Here is a 19,889-nt window from a genome sequence, read left to right as displayed (position 1 = left end):
CCCCCCTGCGGCTCCAGGCGCGCCCCCACACGGGGGCGGGGGCGGGCGCAAATTCCGAGTTGTGCGCTGTTTCCTGTGGGAGCGAGCCTGCTCGCGAATCGGCCTGCTCAGACACCGCTGAAACCCGAGAAGCCGAACAAATCCTGCAACAAGCGCTGACCATCGCCAGAAGCCAAGGCGCGTTGGCCTGGGAACTGCGCAGCGCCACGGACCTTGCTCAGCTATGGCAACGCCAGTCCCGCCATCGCGAAGCTTTGGATTTGCTCAGCCCCCTCTACCAGCGCTTCACCGAAGGCTACGCCACACCGGACTTGCGCAAGGTCCGCCTGCTACTCGACAGCCTGCGCGAGCAGTGCCCGGCCTGACGCATTGCGCGTGCGGCTGAGATAGCGCGCATGACGCTGTTGCAGTTCGAGCCTGTCGTCGCTGCGCTCAAAGCGATCACGAGCATAGCGGCGTACGGTGTTGAGCATCCAATAGCGCGCCGTTGCCCGGTTGGGTTCTTGAATGAGCAACGACTTGCGCGCCAACCCTTCGATAATTGCGCTCAACCTGGATCCCGCCAGATCCACGCTGCTGATCACGCTAAGCGCAGCCTCCAGAGTAAAGCCCGTGCTGAACACCGACAGACGCAGCAGCACACGCTGTTCCATTTCCGTCAGGTACTGGAAGCTCCAATCGATCGCAGCGGCCATCGACTGATGGCGTGGTTCCGCGGTGCGCCGGCCTTGGCCAAGCAACTGCAGACCGTTTTCAACCTGGGCCTGTAAGCCGATCAAGCCCAGCGCGTCGATCTGCGCAGCGGCGAGCTCGATCGCCAGCGGCAGACCGTCCAGTTGGCGGCAGATTTCGCGCACACCTGGCAAATCCTGTTGACGCAAACTGAAGCCCTGTTGCCGCGCTCGCGCGCGATTGACGAACAACTGCACCGCCGGATAGCCCATGGTTTCTTCGACGGTGTTCAATGTCGAGCGCTTGGGAATCGCCAGCAGCGGCACGTAATGAACGGCTTCCTGTGGAATGTGCAAGGCTTCGCGGCCGGTGACCAGAATCGACAGGCGAGGCGCGACATGCAACAGGGTCTCTACCAGAGCCGCGCAACTGTCGCGCTGGTGATCGCAGTTATCCAGCACCAACAAGGCGTGCCGGCCCGTCAGTGTGAAAAAGTCTGCGTTCAGGGTGTGCAACAGGTGGTCGAGCAAGAGCTTGTCATCTTCGAGCCTGGCAAGGTCGACCCACCAGGCGCCATCGCGAAAGTATTGCAGCAGCAATTCCGCCACGCGCAATGCCACAGTGGTTTTGCCAACACCCGGCGCACCGGTAATCGTCATCAAGCGACATACAGGCATTTGTCGAACCAGACTACCGATCAGGGCGTCGCGCCCACTGACTGGCGTCAGTCGTGCCGGAAGATTGTGCAGGGGCGTGAGCGCGGCAGCGGGCATGGTCAGCGCCTCGCTCGTACCCTGCTCAACCGGGGCGACAAAGCTGTAACCACATTGCGCCACGTGAATGATGTAACGCTGGCCGTTGGTGCCGTCGCCCAGTGCGCGGCGCAACGCCGCGATGTGCACCCGCAGGTTGATCTCTTCAACGATCGATGTCGGCCACACACGAGCAATCAACTGCTCTTTGCTGACCACCTGCCCCGCGTGTTCAAGCAGCACCTGAAGAATGTCCATGGCGCGCCCACCCATGCGCAGCGGCTGCTCGCCTTCAAGGACCAGACGCTGGCGCACATGAAAGGCGTAGGGGCCAAAACGCAGCACTGAACCGTGGCTTGTGTCGTTGTGATTATTCATGCCAAACATCTTGGCACTGTTGCGTGACGATACAACCGCCGGAGCCGACGCAGCACGGACATCCGGCTGCGTCTGACGGACACAACCGCTCTAGCTGAACTGTTCGCGGTATTGTAACGGCGTAAGACCGAGCTTCTCGGCGAATAGCGAGCGCATGTGCCGAACGCTGCCAAAACCACTTTTATAAGCGATGGTTTTTAGCGGCAGATCGCTGGTTTCCAACAGGTTTCGCGCGCAGTCAATGCGGGCATTCTGCAGAAACTCCATCGGCGTCATGTTGATGTCACGAGCAAACAGGCGAGCAAAGTGCCGTGCGCTCATATTGGCCAATCCGGCCATGCGCTCCACTGTGAAGGGCTCATCCAAGTGTTCAAGTACGTAATTCTGCGCGCGGGTGATGGGCGTTTCTTGCGGTGAGACGGCCGCCATCAACGGGCTGAACTGCGCTTGCCCGCCCTGACGCTTCATGACCACCAACAACACCTTGGCGACGTCCTGGGCGATTTTCTTGCCGTGATCCCTGGCCACCACCGCCAGCGCCAGATCGATGCCAGCGGTTACGCCCCCCGAAGTGATGAGATTGCGATCCTCAACGTAGATCTGGTCGGTGGTCACCGTGGTTTTCGGGAAAGCCTTGATCAGGCGCTCGGTGTAGTTCCAGTGCGTGGTGACGCGATAACCATCAAGCAGGCAGGCATGGCCGAGGATGAATGCGCCGGTACAAATCGAACCGTAACGCTCCGCGCGCGGCACGGCTTGCTTCAGCCAGCCAAACAGCTCGGGAAATCTCTGGTTATAGGCGCCGGGGCCGCCGGGCACCAATAACAGGTCATAGCGCTCGGCCGCCTCGTCGATGTGCAGATCAGCCTGAACCTGTACACCATTGGAAGCCTTGAGCAAGCCGCGCTCCGTCCCTAGTGTCGTCAGTTGATAGTGCAAATCAGGTTTCAGATAACGGTTGGCGACTGAAAACACTTCCAGCGGCCCGGCCATGTCGAGCATCAGAAAGTCGGGGAACAGCACCATTGCCACGGTTTTCATGGGAGGCATCACACATATTCAAGGGTCAATACGCACGCTACGGCCGGGGCATTATGGCCGACTGTGTCGTCATGAGCGTGTTCGAATGCGTGAACCATAACGCAAAACTGTCAACCTGATCCGGACAGTCTTTCAATTTCCATCTACTTATTGCCTCCCAAGGTAACCAGTAACCTTCTCCTCACTCGGACGAATTCACGTCCAACCAGGAGATTTCATCATGCTGACTCTTCGCAAAGCCTCCGATCGCGGCCTCGCCAATCACGGCTGGTTGAAGTCGTTTCACACCTTTTCTTTCGCCAGCTACCGCAATCCGCGTGAACAGGGTTTCTCCGATCTGCTGGTGATCAACGATGACCGGGTCGCGGCAGGCAAAGGTTTTGGCCAGCACCCGCACCGCGACATGGAGATCTTTTCCTATGTGCTCGAAGGCGCGCTGGAACACAAGGACACCCTCGGCACTGGCTCGGTGATCCGTCCGGGCGACGTGCAATTGATGAGTGCCGGCAGCGGCGTGGCGCACAGTGAGTTCAACCACTCGGCCACCAAGCCCGTGCACTTTCTGCAAATCTGGATCGTGCCGGACGTCAGCGGCGCTAAACCGCGCTATCAACAGGAACATTTCAGCGCGCAGAAAAAACGCGGGCGCCTCCAACTGATCATCTCGCCGGACGGTAGCAACGGTTCTCTGAAAGTCCGTCAGGATGCGCGGGTCTACGCCGGGTTATTCGACGGCAAGGAAAGTGCCACGCTGAAATTGCCGGCCAATCGTTACGCCTACGTGCACGTTGCGCGTGGCAGTGTCGAACTCAATGGCCAAGCCTTGCAGGAAGGCGACGGCGTGCGGGTTCGTGAAGAACAGCTGCTCACTTTGAGCAACGGTATCGATTCCGAAGTGCTGGTGTTCGACTTGCGCCCTCAGGAGTTGCCGGAAATGCCATGATCTGGCTCGATGCAGAACGGCCTTCCACTGAAGGCCGTTTTTTATTGCGGCGGCACTGTTGAGGGTTGTACGACCGGTTTGGGTGACGATACCTCTTTGCCAATCTGAATCGCTGCCAGCGTGGTTTGGATCGTGGTCAACACCGCCGCCTGATTGGCGAAATGTGCGCCAACCAGCAAGGAAGCCACGCCGAGAAAATGCACAGTGGTGGCCGCCCAGTAATTGGCCTTTACCGTCGATGCCTGCCTGATCGCTTCCCGCGATTCGTCGGCAATTTTCTGCACGCCCATCCACATAACGTCATAACGCTTGTCCCGCTCCTGCAGGGCCTTGTCCCGCTCTGCCTGAGCAGCCAGGAACCCGCGAATGTCGGCGCGCATTTCTGCCACGCGGCCGTCCATCCTCGTCTCGATGGTCTCTATCCTGGCATCGAATTCTTCGCGACTTATGCTGCTCATGGTTTGCCTGTCCCGCCCTGCATTCGATCTGTCCGTGACCGCATATTGATTCACTTCCCTGATTTTCAATTCGGCACCTTTCTATGGCTACGCGGCCTTCCCTGGCTCTTCGTTTCGATGCGTAACTGAGGTTCGCATCGAGCTGCAGTCACAATAGAACTCATCACTGCCTACAACAAGCCGGCCCATTCTGCCTCGGACGTAGGCTGTTTCGTCAGCAGTTGTAGCCTCGGCAAAACCCTGAACCACTTATTCGTTTTCCAGCGCAAAAGCCTCAACGATCTGCTCGATGACCGCCCGTACCCGCGCGGTGTGACGCAGGTCGGCGTGGGTGACCAGCCAGACTTCATACGGCTGCGGCCGGGTCCGCTCCGGCCAGAGTCTGACGAGACCATCGCGTTCGCCCATGTAAACAGGCATCTCGCCTACCCCGAGGCCAGCGGCAATCGAGCGGCGCACCAGAAGGCTGGAGCTGAGCGTGGTGACGATGCGTCCGCGGGTCAACGGTTCAGAGACCAGCGTAAGGTCTTTTTTGCTCAGTAAGTACGGCTGATAGACCACCAGATCATGGCCCTCGAAAGCGCTGCCGGGCTGCGGTTCTCCATGGCGATCGACATAGGCCTGCGCAGCGAAAAGTCCTACAGGCCAACGGGCGATTCGCCGAGCGATCAGATCAGGGTTATCCGGCCGGGTATTGCGCACCGCGATATCCGCTTCGCGCTTGGCCAGACTGAGGATTTGCGTCGACGCATCCAGCTGGATCTGCACATCTGGATGTTGATCATGAAGGCGCGCCATCGCCGGAATGATGAAGTCAATGGCCATCGAGTCGGTGGTGCTGACCCGTACGTTACCGGTCAGACGGTCATCCAGCCCGTGGATGTGTCGCTCCAGTTCCAGCGCCGAATGCTCCATTTTTTCCACACTTTTACGCGCCGTTTCACCAACGGCGGTCAGCGCATAACCGTCGGAGGTACGCAGGAACAGCGTCGCGCTCAATGCCTTCTCCAGCGCAGTAATGCGCCGTCCGACCGTGGCCTGATCGACGCCCAGAACACGCGCAGCCCCGCGCAATGTCGACTCGCGACAGACCGCCAGAAATACTCGCGCATCATCCCAATTCATACGGATCCTCTTTGAAGCATTTTTGCATCACTCTGCCGCTTAATCGCTGCGTATGCGCAGCAAAGATAGCCGATAAGCTGAGCGCCATACACCTCTTGTGAGATCGCGATCATGCGTACTGCAAACTCTACCGGCATCTGGCTGCCGATCTTCGCCGGGCTTTGCGCCAGCCTGGTCAGCATTGGCCTGGCGCGTTTCGCCTACACGCCGCTGATCCCTTCGCTGATTCAGGCGCAGTGGTTTTCCGCCAATGATGTCGTCTACCTCGGCGCGGCCAATCTGGTCGGCTACTTGATCGGCGCCCTGCTCGGTCGGCCCATGGCTCACCGAACAGGCAACCGCAACGCCTTGCGCCTGATGATGCTCGCGGTCACGGGAGCATTTTTTGCCTGTGCTTATCCGCTGTCGGTGAGCTGGTTCTTCGGCTGGCGTTTGCTCTCCGGGATTGCTGGTGGCGCGATCATGGTGCTGGTGGCGGCAACCGTGCTGCCTCACGTTCCGGCTGCTCGCAGAGGCTTGGCCAGTGGCGCAATCTTCCTCGGCATCGGCCTGGGGATTGCCGGCTCCGGCACCATCGTGCCGCCACTGCTGACTCTTGGCTTGCAGGCAACATGGCTGGGACTGGGCGCGCTGGCGTTGTTGCTGACCGCGGTGAGCTGGTTCGGCTGGCCTGCGGATACCACGCATGCCGTGGCTGCGCACGCAACGTCGGCTGATGAGCCAACACCGTCGGGCGTTTACCTGTTATTCGCTCAATACGCGTTCATGGCCGCCGGGCTGGTGCCTGCAATGGTGTTTCTGGTGGATTACGTAGCGCGTGGATTGGGTGCCGGGGCGCATATCGGCGCAATGGTCTGGGTCATGTATGGCCTGGGGGCGATTGTCGGACCGGTGACTTACGGGTTTCTGGCTGACCAGCTTGGCGCCCGTACTGGTATTCGACTGGTGTTGGTAGTACAAGCCATCGCCCTCGGTTTGCTTGCCGTCTCCCATTCATTTCTGGCGCTGGCTTTACTGGCGGTGATTCTCGGCTCTTTCCCGCCGGGCATCGTGCCGCTGGCCTTGGCCCGGGTGCATGAACTGGTGCCGTCGCATCACCGTCAGCAGATCGCCTGGAGCCGTGCCACTGTGTCATTCGCAACCTTTCAGGCGCTGGCCGGGTTTGCCTATTCGGCATTGTTCAATGCCTCGGGCGGCCAGCACACGCTGCTGTTTGTGATCGCCGCTGGCGCGATCGTCGTCGCTCTACTGCTGGAGCAAGCCATGCGCTGGCTGCCCTCTACAACTGAACCCCGTTGCGCGGCGAACTGAAGGGAATCATTGCGCGCTGCCAGCGTTCCCATCTACACGACCTTTTTCACAGGAATCGACAATGTCACTGCCCAACGAAATGACCCGTATTGAAATCACCGAACCCGGCGGCCCTGAAGTATTGCAAGCCAGGCGCGTGCCTCTGCCGACCGTTGGCGAAGGCCAAGTGCTTATCCGCGTTCACGCTGCCGGCATCAATCGTCCGGATGCCTTGCAGCGCGCCGGCAAATATCCGATGAAACCCGGGATGGACCCGATTCCCGGACTTGAGGTGGCTGGCGAAGTGGTCGCGGTTGGCGCTGGAGTAACGCGTTTCGCGGTCGGCGATCGGGTCTGCGCGCTGACCAATGGCGGCGGATACGCCGAGTATTGCGCGGTACCCGCCGGCCAGACTTTGCCTGTGCCGGATGGAGTCGATTGGGTCCAGGCCGCCGCGATTCCGGAAACGTTTTTCACCGTCTGGGCCAACCTGTTCGGCCTCGGCGCCGCCAAGACAGGCCATTGCGTGCTGATTCACGGCGGCACCAGCGGCATCGGTACCACCGCGCTGATGCTCTGTCGTGAATTCGGTATTGAGGCGTTCGCCACCGCCGGCAGTCCTGAAAAATGCGCCGCAATCAGTAAACTTGGCGGGCAGCCGATCAACTATCGGGAAGAAGATTTTGCCAAAGTCATTGCCGAGAAGACCGCAGATCAAGGCGTGAACGTGATTCTCGACATCATGGGTGGCTCGTATCTGAACGGCAACATCAGCGCACTGGCGATGGACGGCCGACTGGTGATGCTCGGTTTTCTCGGCGGCGCCCGCGCCAACGACATCGATCTGCTGGCGATCCTCGGCAAACGCGCGGTGGTCACCGGTTCGCTGCTGCGCGCGCGTACCGCGGCGGAGAAAGCCGCCATCGCCGATCAACTGCAAGAATACGTTTGGCCTGCCCTCAGCGCCGGACGCTGCCTGCCGATCATCGACAAGGTTTACCCGCTGGCTGACGCGGCTCAGGCCCATGCCCGCATGGAGGGCGGCGATCATATCGGCAAGATCGTCCTGCAAGTGGCGTGAGTGATTGCAGCATCTTGTAATCGTTGCACATGCACGGTGGTCGAAAATAATCACGCGCAGACCGAGGCATCTGGTAAAAAGCGTTCTTTGTCTGCGCCGTGGTGAAACGATTAATGTTCCTGTCCTTGCTGACTCGTCTGCGACGCCGCCGCCTGGCGTTCGCCATGATGGCCGCGCTGATCATCGGCGTGCCGACGAGTTGTGCGGTGCTGGAACACACCGAGCGCAAACTGCTGTTTCGTATCGAGCCGGGCACCGCCGGCTGGTATCGCGGACTGCCCGGCAGCGTTCAGGAACTCGATCTGCAACCGAAGAGTTTCAAGGCCGGGCAGAACATCCATGCCTGGTGGTGGCCGGCGGAACGTGCCAATGCCCCGGCAATCCTTTACTTGCATGGCGTGCGCTGGAACCTCACCGGGCAACTGTTTCGCATCGAACAACTGCGAGCGGCGGGTTATTCAGTGCTGGCCATCGATTATCGAGGGTTCGGACAAAGCAAGGGTGATTTACCATCCGAAAGCAGCGTTTATGAAGATGCCCGCGTGGCGTGGGAGCGCTTCCAGTTGCTGCAACCGGACCCGAACAAGCGCCTGATCTACGGCCACTCTCTCGGTGGCGCGGTGGCGATTGATCTGGCGGCCGAACTGGGACAGAACGCGGCCCGCAACCACACACCTCTGCCGGTTCGCGGTCTGGTCATCGAATCAACCTTCACTTCCTTGGCCGATGTGGCTGCCGCCGTGGCGAACACCTCGCTCCCGGTGCGCTGGTTGCTGTCGCAGAAATTCGATTCCATCGACAAGATCGCCGATATTCATATGCCGCTTTTGGTGGTGCATGGCCTGGCTGATGCCTTCGTGCCGCCGCGCTTCAGCGAGCAGCTGTTCAATGCCGCCGAGCAGCCCAAGCGCCTGTTGCTGGTGCCCGGAGCAACGCACAACAACAGCATGGCGCTTGGCGGTCAGGGGTATCGCAAGGCACTGGATGCGTTGATGCAGAGCAAGCCGTTGCCGCGGGTGGCCGGGCCGGCAGTCGCCAAGGGTTCTGGCGATTCCTAAGCTGTGTTTCCAGTGCTGGATAAAGGGGCATCAGCGCCGAGCCAACTCATGGCGTACGCATTGCTCATAATAGGTCTGCTTGACCGCTGCCGGTTTGAGCTTGGAACTGCTGTTGTAGGTCTGCTCGGTAATCCCCATCGCGGTCATGCGCATCCATGGCTGCTGGAACCGGCGAACCTGCAATTGCTTGCGCGCGCCATACAGTGAAACTCCTGACAATTTCGATCGCTGCGCCCCGGCAGCGATATCCGAGCCCCAAGTGCAGGCAAAGCGATGGCCCTTGCTTAACTCTTTTGCCTGCACTCCCGAGGCGATCAAAGCCAGGGAAAGCATCGCAACGGTGATGACAATCGTCCGCATAAGCCAACCTAACCTTTTGAAAAAAAGGCGATTTTGCCGGGGCGAAATGTCTCTGGGGGCCAGCAATTTGCCTGCTCTCAGGATTTTTCTCATCAGGGTGAAATTCGCCGTTCGTCCAATACCGCGCACCTTCGCCAGACAGGCCTATCCAACGCTGTACATCCCACCGCGCAGAAGGCCCACGTGATGAACAAGAAAATTTTCGCCTTGTCGTTTTTCAGCCTGTGCCTGATCGGCCCGATTCACGTTTCGGCAGCCGAATCCACGGCGGGTGCCGCCACCCCTGCCACGGCCCTGCCCGGCGTCAATCATGCAGAAAGCTCTCGCGACCATGACGAGAAGGCGAACAAGAAAGGCGAAGAGTCCTCAGGCGCCAACGCGGGATCAGAGCCGCATGAGACAGAGAAGGATGCCGCGACGTCGAGCGATTCCAAAGACCTGGATAATAAACCCGCTCAGTAAGAGTGGATTCGCTTTTAGTAACGAAAATCCGACACCGAAACTAGCGCAACACCGGGTGATATCAATATGATGCGCGCACTGGCCGCCATAGAGGGCGGCCAGAGGAAAATACATCCAAGGAATGCAAATGAAAGATTTCGTCATCGGCGTCAACAACATCGTTCTCTACATCGCATTGGCGGTCATCCTGATCGTTTCCCTCTTCATGATGAGCCAGAGCTTTCTCTCGGGTCTCGGTATGTTCGTAGGCGGTACCCTGGGCTGGTGCATCGTCTCCGGCTTCTGGTTCGTGCAATCGGCGACCTATGAAGAACTGCGCAAGTTGAACTCGAAAACCAACTGATCTGCGCCGAGTATTCGTTAAAGAAAAAAGGCCAATGTCATCGACATTGGCCTTTTTCTAGTGGCGAAGAGACTGGTTCGTCATTGTTTGGCGCACTGAGCGCCCAGTCCCATGCCCATGGAACCCAGAGCTACCATCGGGCCGCTCGGCAGCTCGCACATATACTCACCGCTTTCGGTTTGAGCGGTATAGAAAGTTGTATTGAAGTCGCTGCGGATGTTGGAAACCTTGATCACGGGTTTGCCGATGGTGGTCTGTGCGCGATTCTTGAGATCACTCTCCCCGGGCTTTACGGTCTGGCATCCAGTGACCGCGAGGACCAGTGTTGCGAATAAAGCGAGAACCGGAATAATCCTTGATGAGTTCATTGGAGATCGACCTTTTTGATTTTGTACCGGAAAAATTTGACAGTCAGCTGCCAAGCGACAGGACTTTAAGGTCGAGCCGGAACAGGGGCAATTAGGTCGGATGTGCTAATGGCTGAAGGCTAGTGGCGCTCTCAGTGAAGTTTTGCGACTGCCTTCGGGATCGCAGGTCGCTACTAATGAGTTGGTGAAACTGCTATCCGCAAGCGATCACTGCCCTCCTCCTGGCAATCGATACGGACCGGCAAAAACAGCTGGATGACTTCAATGTTGCTGCGCAAATGATCAGTCATGCGCGGCGTAGTGAACGATCCACCGCCGGCCAGCGCCATCGGTAACAGCAACTGATCGGCCAGATGCTCAGCCACCGCAGCACCACTACGCAGCCAGTCAGCAGCCTGATTGATCGCGGCATCCGCTACTTTCTCAGCGCGTAACGACACTTGGCCAAATGCGCTGAACACTTCAGTGACGTGTTCGAAAACGTACTCCAGCAATAACACATTGCCCGGGCCGCGTGCCGGATCAAGCGTCACTGCTTGCAGCGCCTCCGCAAGCCAGTTCAACCGCTTGGCCACTTGGCTCAGTTCTCGCTGAGCGACGGTAGGCGCAAGTCCGGCAGTCAGCGCCAGAGCCTGCCGTGAAATCGCCTCGCCGCGCTCACACACATCCAGTCGCGTCAGGCGCGACGGCTGCACCGTCACGGCAATCTCGCCACCGCCAGCCGGTACGAAACCATGACGCAGCAACTCCAGCTCGACATCGCCGCCCATGCGCCGCAGCAGCGGTAGCCAACTGCGCGAGAGGAAATCCGTCGGCGGTGCCAGCGGATTGTGGGTGCCACCGGAGATCGTCACTCGGCTGGCCTGCGGCGCCTGCAACAAGGCTGGCAACAGCGTCTGTAGCACCAACGTGCAACTGCCCGCCGTGCCAATAGCGAACTGAAAGTTGCCTCCGCGAATTTCGCCCGGTTCGAAGCTCAGGGCTTGCGACCCCAGATGCGCACCAGATATCTCTGCACCACAAACCTCGGCCGCCGCCATCACGGCTGTCAGATGCTGACGCAGCAATCCCGGACGGCTGCGTCTGGCGCGGATCTGTTTAATACAAAACGCCCGGCCTGTCACCATCGACAGGCTCAGCGCACTGCGCAATACCTGGCCACCACCAATGGCGCCGTCCAGTTCAATTACATCCTTTTTCATTGCAATTCCTTACGCGTACAGCCCGACGGTGTTCCTGAGGTACCGTTTAGCCGTCGTGGGTCTTCCTGAGTTTTGACCAAAGTTCGTCATTCGCGCTTCAGCTCAGCCGTGATGAACCGGCGTATTGAACGATGACGTGCTCTCGCCAGCGCCGCAGTTCCTTATCCTTTGACGCACACCACTTGACGCAGGGTGTGCAGCACTTCCACCAGCTCACGCTGGGCGTGCATGACTTTGTCGATGTCCTTGTAGGCCATCGGAATTTCGTCAATCACCGCTTCGTCCTTGCGGCATTCCACGTGGGCCGTGGCGCGAATCTGATCGGCGACGGTGAAGGTATTCTTCGCCTTTGTGCGGCTCATGGTGCGCCCGGCGCCGTGGCTGCAGGAATTGAACGACTCTGGATTGCCCAGACCGCGCACAATAAAATTCTTGGCGCCCATCGAGCCCGGAATAATCCCCAGCTCGCCCTTCTTCGCTGACACGGCGCCTTTGCGGGTAATCAGCACGTCTTCACCGTAATGCCGTTCCTTCTGCACGTAGTTGTGATGGCAATTGACCGCTTCGAGCGCGACCTCGAAAGGCTTATGGATGATCTGCCGCGTGGCCTGAATCACTGCGCGCATCATCAGTTCACGGTTCTGTCTGGCGAAGTCCTGCGCCCAGCCAACCGCCTCGACGTAATCATCAAAATGCTGACTGCCCTCTTCGAAATAGGCCAGGTCACGGTCCGGCAGGTTGGCAATGTGCTGACGCATATCGGCTTGGGCCATCTGGATGAACAGGTTGCCGATAGCGTTGCCGACGCCACGCGAACCGCTGTGCAACATGAACCAGACACGGTTGGCTTCATCCAGGCACACTTCGACGAAGTGGTTGCCACTGCCGAGCGTCCCCAAATGTGCCCGGTTGTTGGTATTGGCCAGTTTCGGATACTTGTCGGTGATCAATTTGAAGCGCGGCTGCAACCCCGCCCAGGCCTGATCGGCTTGCTGCGGAACCTCGTCCCAGGCGCCTTTGTCTCGCCGCGAACGATTCGAACTGCGGCCGTGCGGCACCGCTTGTTCGATTGCAGTACGCAATCCATGCAGGTTGTCTGGCAGATCTGCAGCCGTCAGCGACGTATGCGCAGCGATCATGCCGCAACCGATGTCGACGCCCACCGCTGCGGGAATGATCGCGCCGACCGTTGGAATCACGCTGCCAATTGTCGAGCCCTTGCCCAAGTGCACATCGGGCATGACCGCCAGATGCTTGAAGATGAACGGCATTTTTGCCGTGTTCATCAACTGTGCGCGGGCTTCGTTTTCAACCGGGACACCTTCGGTCCAGAGTTTGATGGGCTTGCCGTTGGCGACTTCGAGAAGCTGGTAGGTTTGGTCTTTCATATCTTGGTGTCCATGTTCGTTTCCATCAGCATTGCAGCCGCTGTGCCAGCTTTGGATGCGGCAATGGTTCTTTCTGCTATGTTTTTGATTTTATTAGCTTTTATTCTCTGATGCGACGAGTCTCGGTAATCCATGGAAGACAAATCAGACCAGCAAAATTATCATTGCATATCGTCATTTATCTTATGGGATAAGCATGCCCAACAAACGCACGGTCGCCATCGGATTTATCGGAGCCACCCTGGATCGTGTCGGCAAAGGCGCCAGCCGGTGGAATTATTGGCGACCAAGCGTAGGTCTGTGCCAACAAACAGACCTCCCTATCCATCGGCTTGAATTGATTCACGGCCTCGACGCGCGCGACGTCAGCCTCGCCGAGCGCGTCCGAGCGGACATCCAGCAGATTTCTCCAAGCACCGAAGTACGCCTGCATCCAATGTCGCTGCGCAACCCTTGGGATTTCGAAGAGGTGTACGGCGCCCTGCACGACTTCACCACTGCTTACAACTTTGACACCGAGCACGAGGATTACCTCGTCCACATCACCACCGGCACCCACGTCGCACAGATCTGCTGGTTTCTGCTCGCCGAGGCGCGCTACCTGCCGGCCCGACTGATCCAGACCTCCCCCGCCAAGCGCAAGAGCGAGAACGAGCCCGCCTGTGGCACTCACGCGCTGATCGATCTCGATCTGTCGCGCTATGATCGGATTGCTTCACGCTTCGCCAGCAAACGTCTGGAAGGCCTGGAATTTCTCAAGTCCGGCATCGCCACGCGCAACCCGGCCTTCAACCGCTCCATTGAACAGATCGAGCGCGTTGCGCTGCGCTCCAAAGCCCCCATGCTGCTGATCGGCCCGACCGGCGCCGGCAAATCCTTCCTGGCGCGGCGCATCTACGAACTCAAACGCAATCGCCATCAGATGCAGGGCCGCTTTGTCGAAGTCAACTGCGCCACTTTGCGTGGCGACGGCGCGATGTCGGCCTTGTTCGGCCACGTCAAAGGCGCCTTCACCGGCGCGCAAAACGCTCGCGATGGCCTGCTGCGCGCCGCCGATGGTGGCATGTTGTTTCTCGATGAAATCGGTGAGCTCGGCGCAGACGAACAAGCGATGCTGTTAAAAGCAATCGAAGAGAAACGCTTCTTCCCGCTGGGCTCGGACAAGGAAGTCGAGAGTGATTTTTTGATCATTGCTGGCACCCACCGCGACCTGCGCAGCCGGGTCGCCGAAGGCGCGTTTCGCGAGGACCTGTACGCTCGGATCAATCTATGGACGTTCGACCTGCCCGGCCTCGCCGGGCGCCGCGAAGACATCGAGCCGAACATCGACTTCGAACTGGAACGCCATGCTCGAGAACAGGGTGAACGGGTGCGCTTCAATCTCGAAGCACGCCGACGCTACCTGGCCTTCGCCAGCTCACCTGCAGCAGCCTGGCTGGGCAACTTTCGCGAGCTGTCCGCATCGATTACGCGGATGGCGACTTTGGCCGACAGCGGGCGCATCGATGAAGCGCAGGTCGATGATGAGATCGAACGATTGCGATATGCGTGGGGCTTGGCGCATCCCTCTGCGCTATCGACTGAGTTGCCAGGAGATGGCGAGAGCATGGACTTGTTCGATCGCTTGCAATTGAAGGCTGTCATTGAGGTGTGCCAGCAGGCGGACAGCCTGTCGGATGCCGGCCGACAGTTATTCGGGGTTTCCCGGCAGGCCAAGGCGCAACCTAATGATGCCGATCGCTTGAGGAAGTATCTGGGGCGGTTCGGGCTTGAATGGGGTGAGGTAGTTGGCGCGAAGTAACGCTGTGTTCCTGCTTATGCGGCGCTAATGACTACTGTAGAAAAAATGAATTAGCCGCCTGATCTCTCGGTCAAGAATTATGAACGCAGTAAATCTGACGAGGTGACAGCAATGACTATCCAGGCAGAGACACTCGTACAACTGACCGAAGCGCTTCAAGAGCGCGGCATGAAGATGGTTTCAGATGTTCATTTCACTCGCGCGCCGTACCGATACAACCACCGTTGGATCTGCATAGTCGAGTAAACACGCTTGTTGCCGGCGCCTGGATTGATCATTCAGGTGCCGGCGCCGCTCGGCTTCGCCCTTAAAACCCAGATAACCGTCCCCACATAAATCTCGGCTACGTTGGGAGAGGATTCGGTGGCAATAAAAAACCCGGCGCGATGGCCGGGTCTCGTACACGATATGAATTCCATGCGCCTATTTTGCGCCGCCGTTATCGCGACCGGTCTGGGCATCTTGATCTGAACCAGGATTGCCGGGTGGCGGATTCCAGTCCTCTGGTCGTTCGTCGGTACCTTGCTTTGGCTCAGAGTCAGCTTGCTCCAGGCCGGAGTCATGACCCTCGCCAGAATCATGGGCTTGCTCGCTTGGTCCCGGGTATGGGGCTTCAGGGCCATTGTTGTCGTCGATCATCATTCTCTCCCATCAGTGGCGCAGGGGCTGCGCTTAATAAGTGAGAGGAGGCCGGCGCACAGAGAGTGCTATTGGCTCGACGAGCGGACATTCTGACTAACCCAAACACTTGGTGATGCGAGTCGCAGGCGTGATCGAGTAGCCCCGCAAATCTCACACACATGAAAAAGGCCAATGCTGTGAACATTGGCCTAAGTCATTGAAAAATATGGTCGGGACGGAGTGATTCGAACACTCGACCCCTAGCACCCCATGCTAGTGCGCTACCGGACTGCGCTACGCCCCGACTGATACTGCATCTCGCTCTTCACCTCGAAGAGCGCTCAAGAATATATCGCAAGCGTTTGAAAACTGGAAGTATTCAAACGCCGCTTTTTATTTCTTGAGCACCACCAGGACATCTTCCAATTCGGCAATCATCTGCCGAATCATCTGTTTGTACTGGGTGGTATCGTCTTTGGCTTCGTCGCCGGACAGACGCAGACGTGCGCCGCCGATGGTGAAACCCTGATCGTAAAGGAGCACGCGGATCTGCCGGATCATCAGCACGTCCTGGCGCTGATAATACCGGCGGTTCCCGCGGCGTTTGACGGGGTTGAGCTGAGGAAACTCCTGCTCCCAATAGCGCAGCACGTGTGGCTTTACGGCACACAGCTCGCTGACTTCACCAATGGTGAAGTAGCGTTTGCCCGGGATGACGGGTAGTTCGTCGTTATGACTTGGTTCCAGCATAAGCCTCAACTCGGGCCTTCAACTTCTGCCCTGGACGAAAGGTGACCACACGGCGAGCCGTGATCGGGATTTCTTCCCCCGTTTTCGGGTTGCGGCCAGGCCGCTGGCGTTTGTCCCGAAGGTCGAAATTGCCGAAACCGGACAATTTGACCTGCTCGTTGTCTTCAAGAGCGTGCCTGATTTCCTCGAAAAACAGTTCTACCAATTCCTTGGCTTCCCGCTTGTTCAGGCCCAGCTCTTCATACAGACGTTCCGCCATCTCAGCTTTCGTCAAAGCCCCCATACGTCACTTCCTTAACGTGGCGTTCAACCTTTGTTCGAGCGAGGTGAGGATATTTTGCGTCGTCGAATTCACCTCATCGTCATTAAGAGTGCGCGATGGATGCTGCCAGGTCAAGCCAACTGCAAGGCTTTTTCTATCAGGATCAATACCTTTACCCTGATACACGTCAAACAGCCTGAGCTCTGTGAGCCATTCGCCTGCATTTTCACGGATTACGTCCAGTACAGCCGAGGCCGCGACGTCTTTGTGCGCGATCAGTGCAAGGTCACGACGCACTTCAGGAAAGCGCGACAACTCGTGGAATTTCGGCATTTTACCGAGCGCCACTTCCGCCAAAACCAGTTCGAAGACGAACACCGGACGATCCAGCCCCAAGGCTTTCGACAATTCTGGGTGGATCGCACCAATGAAGCCTACTTCGCGACCTTCACGCTCGATGCGCGCGGTCTGCCCCGGATGCAGCGCCGGGTGTTTGCCTGGAGCAAAGGTGAACGAATCCAAGGCACCAGCGAAACCCAGTACCGCTTCCACGTCAGCCTTTACGTCGAAGAAGTCGACGGTATCCCGACCCTGCGCCCAGCCTTCCGGCAAGCGACTCCCGCAAACAACCCCGGACAGCATAGGCTCTTGCTTCAAGCCCTCAAGCTGACCAACGAAGCGCAGGCCGCTCTCGAACAGACGCACGCGATCCTGCTGACGGTTGAGGTTGTGCTGCAACGCCTTGACCAGACCTGGCCACAACGACGAGCGCATGGCGGCCATATCGTTGGAGATCGGATTGGCCAGCAACAGCGGCTCGACACCTGGATTGAACAGTTCGAACTGACGCGGATCGATGAAGCTGTAAGTGATCGCTTCCTGATAACCACGAGCAACCAGCAGACGACGCAGCTCAGGCAGATCACTACGCGCTTCGGCCTTGGCTTGCGGCGCCAGACGCGCTTGCGGGTAGCGAACCGGCAAACGGTTGTAACCGTACAGGCGAGCCAGCTCTTCGATCAGGTCGACTTCCAGGCTGATATCGAAGCGGTGGCTTGGCACTTCAACTCGCCATTGGCCTTCGCCATCAGCGGTAATGCTCAGGCCCAATGCACTGAGCAGACGCTCGACCTGTGCCGAATCCATTTCCATGCCAAGCATCTGGGTGATGCGCTGCGCACGCAGAGTGATCGGTGCAATCGATGGCAGATGTTGCTCGCTGACGGTCTCGATGATCGGACCAGCTTCGCCGCCAGTGATTTCCAGCAGCAGGCCAGTGGCGCGCTCCATGGCTTCACGGGCCAGCTGCCAGTCAACGCCACGCTCGTAGCGATGCGAAGCATCGGTATGCAAGCCGTAAGAACGTGCCTTGCCGGCAACCGCAATCTGATCAAAGAACGCAGATTCGAGGAACACATCACGGGTGGTCGCGGAAACACCGCTGTGCTCGCCACCCATGACGCCAGCGATCGCCAGTGCACGAGTGTGGTCAGCGATGACCAGCGTATCGCTACGCAGGCTGACTTCCTGACCGTCGAGCAGAACCAGCTTCTCGCCCTCTTCAGCCATGCGCACACGAATGCCGCCATTGATTTCGGCGAGATCGAAAGCGTGCAGCGGTTGGCCGAGCTCAAGCATCACGTAGTTGGTGATGTCGACCGCAGCGTCGATGCTGCGCACGTCAGCGCGACGCAGACGTTCAACCATCCACAGCGGGGTTGGCTTGGACAGGTCGACGTTACGGATGACTCGCCCCAAGTAACGTGGGCAGGCCGCCGGGGCCAGCACCTCGACCGAACGGACTTCGTCGTGTACCGCTGCAACCGCAGCGACCACAGGACGGGTTACCGGCACGGCGTACAGCGCGCCGACTTCACGGGCCAGACCGGCCAGGGACAGGCAGTCGCCACGGTTCGGGGTCAGGTCGACCTCGATGCTGGCGTCTTCCAGATCCAGATACACACGGAAATCTTCGCCCACCGGCGCATCGGCCGGCAGCTCCATCAGACCGTCGTTGCCCTCACCGACCTGCAGCTCTGCCTGCGAGCACAGCATGCCGTTGGACTCGACGCCACGCAGCTTGGCCTTCTTGATCTTGAAGTCGCCCGGCAGCTCTGCGCCAATCATGGCGAACGGAATCTTCAGGCCCGGGCGCACGTTTGGCGCTCCGCACACGACCTGGAAGGTTTCCGCGCCATTGCTGACCTGGCATACGCGCAACTTGTCGGCGTCCGGATGCTGCTCGGTGCTCAGCACCTCACCCACCACAACACCACTGAAGACACCGGCGGCCGGAGTAACGCTATCGACCTCAAGACCGGCCATCGACAGACGGGCAACCAGCTCGTCGCGATCTACCTGCGGGCTGACCCAGCCACGCAGCCATTGTTCACTGAATTTCATCCTGCTCTCCTAAGAATTCGTTACGACTAGCGAAATTGCGCGAGAAACCGCAAGTCGTTGTCGAAGAACAGACGCAAGTCGTTCACGCCGTAACGGAGCATGGCCAGACGCTCGACACCCATACCGAAGGCAAATCCGGAGAACTCTTCCGGATCGATGCCGGACATGCGCAGCACGTTCGGGTGAACCATGCCGCAGCCCATCACTTCCAGCCAGCCAGTCTGCTTGCAGACGCGGCAGCCTTTGCCACTGCACATCACGCATTCCATATCGACTTCAGCGGATGGCTCGGTGAACGGGAAGTACGAAGGACGGAAACGCACGGCCAGTTCTTTCTCGAAGAACACCCGCAGGAATTCTTCGATGGTGCCTTTGAGATCGGCAAAATTGATATCGCGATCAACCAGCAGGCCTTCGACCTGGTGGAACATCGGCGAATGGGTGATATCGGAGTCGCTGCGATAGACGCGGCCCGGGCAGACGATGCGGATCGGCGGCTGCTTCGATTCCATGGTGCGGACCTGTACCGGCGAGGTATGGGTGCGCAGCAACATGTTGGCATTGAAATAGAAGGTGTCATGCATCGACCGGGCCGGGTGATGGCCTGGGATGTTGAGCGCTTCAAAGTTGTGGTAGTCGTCTTCGACCTCTGGGCCTTCGGCAATGCCGTAGCCAATGCGGGTGAAGAACTGCTCAACGCGCTCCAGAGTCCGGGTGACCGGGTGCAGACCGCCAGAGGTCTGGCCACGGCCCGGCAATGTCACGTCGATGGATTCGGCAGACAGTTTGGCAGCCAGCTCGGCTTCTTCAAACAATGCCATGCGCGCATTGAGAACGCCTGTAACACGTTCCTTGGCAACGTTGATCAGCGCACCGACTTGCGGACGCTCTTCGGCCGGCAGATTCCCCAGGGTCTTCATCACCTGAGTCAATTCGCCCTTCTTGCCAAGGTATTGAACCCGGATTTGCTCCAGGGCATTGATATCTTCAGCGCTTTGCACAGCCTCTAGTGCTTGAGAGACCAGCGCATCCAGGTTTTCCATGTACAGACTCCAGATACAAAATAGGGGAAGAGCTTGAAGGCTCTTCCCCTATTTATGACGTTTAACACCTGACCCCACAGAGGTGAGG

At 58.7% G+C, this 19,889-nt stretch carries 19 protein-coding genes, 1 tRNA gene and 1 pseudogene; 8 read left to right on the top strand and 13 right to left on the bottom strand.

Features of this window, described 5'->3' with window-relative positions:
* A pseudogene (locus tag QMX86_RS03770) lies at window positions 1–365 on the top strand (transcriptional regulator); the annotation flags it as partial.
* On the opposite strand, the gene QMX86_RS03765 reads toward QMX86_RS03770, so the two are convergent.
* On the bottom strand, window positions 330–1,802 hold the full coding sequence (locus QMX86_RS03765) for a winged helix-turn-helix domain-containing protein (RefSeq protein WP_282381812.1): 1,473 nt from the start codon (window positions 1,800–1,802) through the stop codon (window positions 330–332). The pseudogene QMX86_RS03770 and the gene QMX86_RS03765 overlap by 36 nt on opposite strands.
* 90 nt (window positions 1,803–1,892) lie before the next feature.
* On the bottom strand, window positions 1,893–2,843 hold the full coding sequence (locus QMX86_RS03760) for a GlxA family transcriptional regulator (protein WP_122707072.1): 951 nt from the start codon (window positions 2,841–2,843) through the stop codon (window positions 1,893–1,895).
* 220 nt (window positions 2,844–3,063) lie between these two features.
* Between QMX86_RS03760 and QMX86_RS03755 the strand changes: the two genes are divergently transcribed.
* A complete protein-coding gene (locus QMX86_RS03755) occupies window positions 3,064–3,786 on the top strand; it encodes a pirin family protein (RefSeq protein ID WP_122707070.1) in 723 nt (240 codons plus the stop codon).
* Between the two features lie 41 nt (window positions 3,787–3,827).
* Here the strand turns inward: QMX86_RS03755 and QMX86_RS03750 are convergent, their stop codons facing one another.
* Both QMX86_RS03750 and QMX86_RS03745 read right to left on the bottom strand, forming a co-directional pair.
* Window positions 3,828–4,313, bottom strand: coding sequence for a hypothetical protein (locus tag QMX86_RS03750; protein ID WP_223630241.1), 486 nt, complete (start codon window positions 4,311–4,313; stop codon window positions 3,828–3,830).
* 180 nt (window positions 4,314–4,493) lie between these two features.
* Window positions 4,494–5,369: a LysR family transcriptional regulator gene (locus QMX86_RS03745; protein ID WP_282381819.1), complete on the bottom strand. Its 876-nt coding sequence runs from the start codon at window positions 5,367–5,369 to the stop codon at window positions 4,494–4,496.
* A gap of 111 nt (window positions 5,370–5,480) precedes the next feature.
* On the opposite strand from QMX86_RS03745, the gene QMX86_RS03740 reads away from it, so the two are divergent.
* From QMX86_RS03740 to QMX86_RS03730, 3 genes are all read left to right on the top strand, one after another.
* On the top strand, window positions 5,481–6,680 hold the full coding sequence (locus QMX86_RS03740; RefSeq protein WP_122751111.1) for a YbfB/YjiJ family MFS transporter: 1,200 nt from the start codon (window positions 5,481–5,483) through the stop codon (window positions 6,678–6,680).
* 61 nt (window positions 6,681–6,741) lie between these two features.
* A complete protein-coding gene (locus QMX86_RS03735) occupies window positions 6,742–7,740 on the top strand; it encodes an NAD(P)H-quinone oxidoreductase (protein WP_282381824.1) in 999 nt (332 codons plus the stop codon).
* A gap of 113 nt (window positions 7,741–7,853) precedes the next feature.
* Window positions 7,854–8,798, top strand: a complete 945-nt coding sequence (locus tag QMX86_RS03730) for an alpha/beta hydrolase (RefSeq protein ID WP_016774066.1) — start codon at window positions 7,854–7,856, stop codon at window positions 8,796–8,798.
* Window positions 8,799–8,828: 30 nt separating this feature from the next.
* On the opposite strand, the gene QMX86_RS03725 is transcribed toward QMX86_RS03730, so the two are convergent.
* Complete coding sequence (locus QMX86_RS03725) at window positions 8,829–9,158, bottom strand: hypothetical protein (RefSeq protein WP_024012417.1); 330 nt, start codon at window positions 9,156–9,158, stop codon at window positions 8,829–8,831.
* 186 nt (window positions 9,159–9,344) lie between these two features.
* On the opposite strand from QMX86_RS03725, the gene QMX86_RS03720 reads away from it, so the two are divergent.
* The gene (locus QMX86_RS03720; RefSeq protein WP_282381828.1) at window positions 9,345–9,620 is read left to right on the top strand and encodes a hypothetical protein; all 276 of its coding nucleotides are present in this window, start codon (window positions 9,345–9,347) and stop codon (window positions 9,618–9,620) included.
* Between the two features lie 127 nt (window positions 9,621–9,747).
* On the top strand, window positions 9,748–9,963 hold the full coding sequence (locus tag QMX86_RS03715; RefSeq protein WP_016774063.1) for a hypothetical protein: 216 nt from the start codon (window positions 9,748–9,750) through the stop codon (window positions 9,961–9,963).
* Between the two features lie 80 nt (window positions 9,964–10,043).
* On the opposite strand, the gene QMX86_RS03710 is transcribed toward QMX86_RS03715, so the two are convergent.
* The 3 genes from QMX86_RS03710 to QMX86_RS03700 form a co-directional block, all read right to left on the bottom strand.
* A complete protein-coding gene (locus tag QMX86_RS03710; RefSeq protein ID WP_282381831.1) occupies window positions 10,044–10,331 on the bottom strand; it encodes a hypothetical protein in 288 nt (95 codons plus the stop codon).
* A gap of 173 nt (window positions 10,332–10,504) precedes the next feature.
* Window positions 10,505–11,533: an RNA 3'-terminal phosphate cyclase gene (gene rtcA / locus QMX86_RS03705; RefSeq protein ID WP_282381834.1), complete on the bottom strand. Its 1,029-nt coding sequence runs from the start codon at window positions 11,531–11,533 to the stop codon at window positions 10,505–10,507.
* Window positions 11,534–11,694: 161 nt separating this feature from the next.
* The gene (locus QMX86_RS03700) at window positions 11,695–12,921 is read right to left on the bottom strand and encodes an RtcB family protein (protein WP_282381836.1); all 1,227 of its coding nucleotides are present in this window, start codon (window positions 12,919–12,921) and stop codon (window positions 11,695–11,697) included.
* 196 nt (window positions 12,922–13,117) lie between these two features.
* Here QMX86_RS03700 and rtcR point away from each other — a divergent pair, with 196 nt between their 5' ends.
* Entirely contained in the window at window positions 13,118–14,722 is a 1,605-nt protein-coding gene (rtcR, locus tag QMX86_RS03695; RefSeq protein WP_282381839.1) for an RNA repair transcriptional activator RtcR, read from the top strand.
* 848 nt (window positions 14,723–15,570) lie between these two features.
* Here rtcR and QMX86_RS03690 read toward each other — a convergent pair.
* The 5 genes from QMX86_RS03690 to pheS all read right to left on the bottom strand — a co-directional run bounded on the left by QMX86_RS03690 (window position 15,571) and on the right by pheS (window position 19,801).
* Window positions 15,571–15,647, bottom strand: a tRNA-Pro gene (locus QMX86_RS03690).
* Window positions 15,648–15,736: 89 nt separating this feature from the next.
* The gene (locus QMX86_RS03685) at window positions 15,737–16,093 is read right to left on the bottom strand and encodes a MerR family transcriptional regulator (protein ID WP_282390382.1); all 357 of its coding nucleotides are present in this window, start codon (window positions 16,091–16,093) and stop codon (window positions 15,737–15,739) included.
* On the bottom strand, window positions 16,074–16,376 hold the full coding sequence (gene ihfA, locus QMX86_RS03680; protein WP_002553164.1) for an integration host factor subunit alpha: 303 nt from the start codon (window positions 16,374–16,376) through the stop codon (window positions 16,074–16,076). Before ihfA ends, QMX86_RS03685 begins: the two co-directional genes overlap by 20 nt.
* A 3-nt stretch (window positions 16,377–16,379) precedes the next feature.
* Complete coding sequence (gene pheT, locus QMX86_RS03675) at window positions 16,380–18,758, bottom strand: phenylalanine--tRNA ligase subunit beta (protein WP_056784444.1); 2,379 nt, start codon at window positions 18,756–18,758, stop codon at window positions 16,380–16,382.
* Window positions 18,759–18,784: 26 nt separating this feature from the next.
* Complete coding sequence (gene pheS, locus QMX86_RS03670; RefSeq protein WP_003226365.1) at window positions 18,785–19,801, bottom strand: phenylalanine--tRNA ligase subunit alpha; 1,017 nt, start codon at window positions 19,799–19,801, stop codon at window positions 18,785–18,787.
* Between the last annotated feature and the right edge of the window lie 88 nt (window positions 19,802–19,889).

This window comes from Pseudomonas sp. PS01270, from assembly GCF_029959775.1.
In the GTDB taxonomy this organism is placed as follows: Bacteria; Pseudomonadota; Gammaproteobacteria; order Pseudomonadales; family Pseudomonadaceae; genus Aquipseudomonas; species Aquipseudomonas atacamensis.
This window is presented reverse-complemented; position numbering and strand designations above follow the sequence as displayed.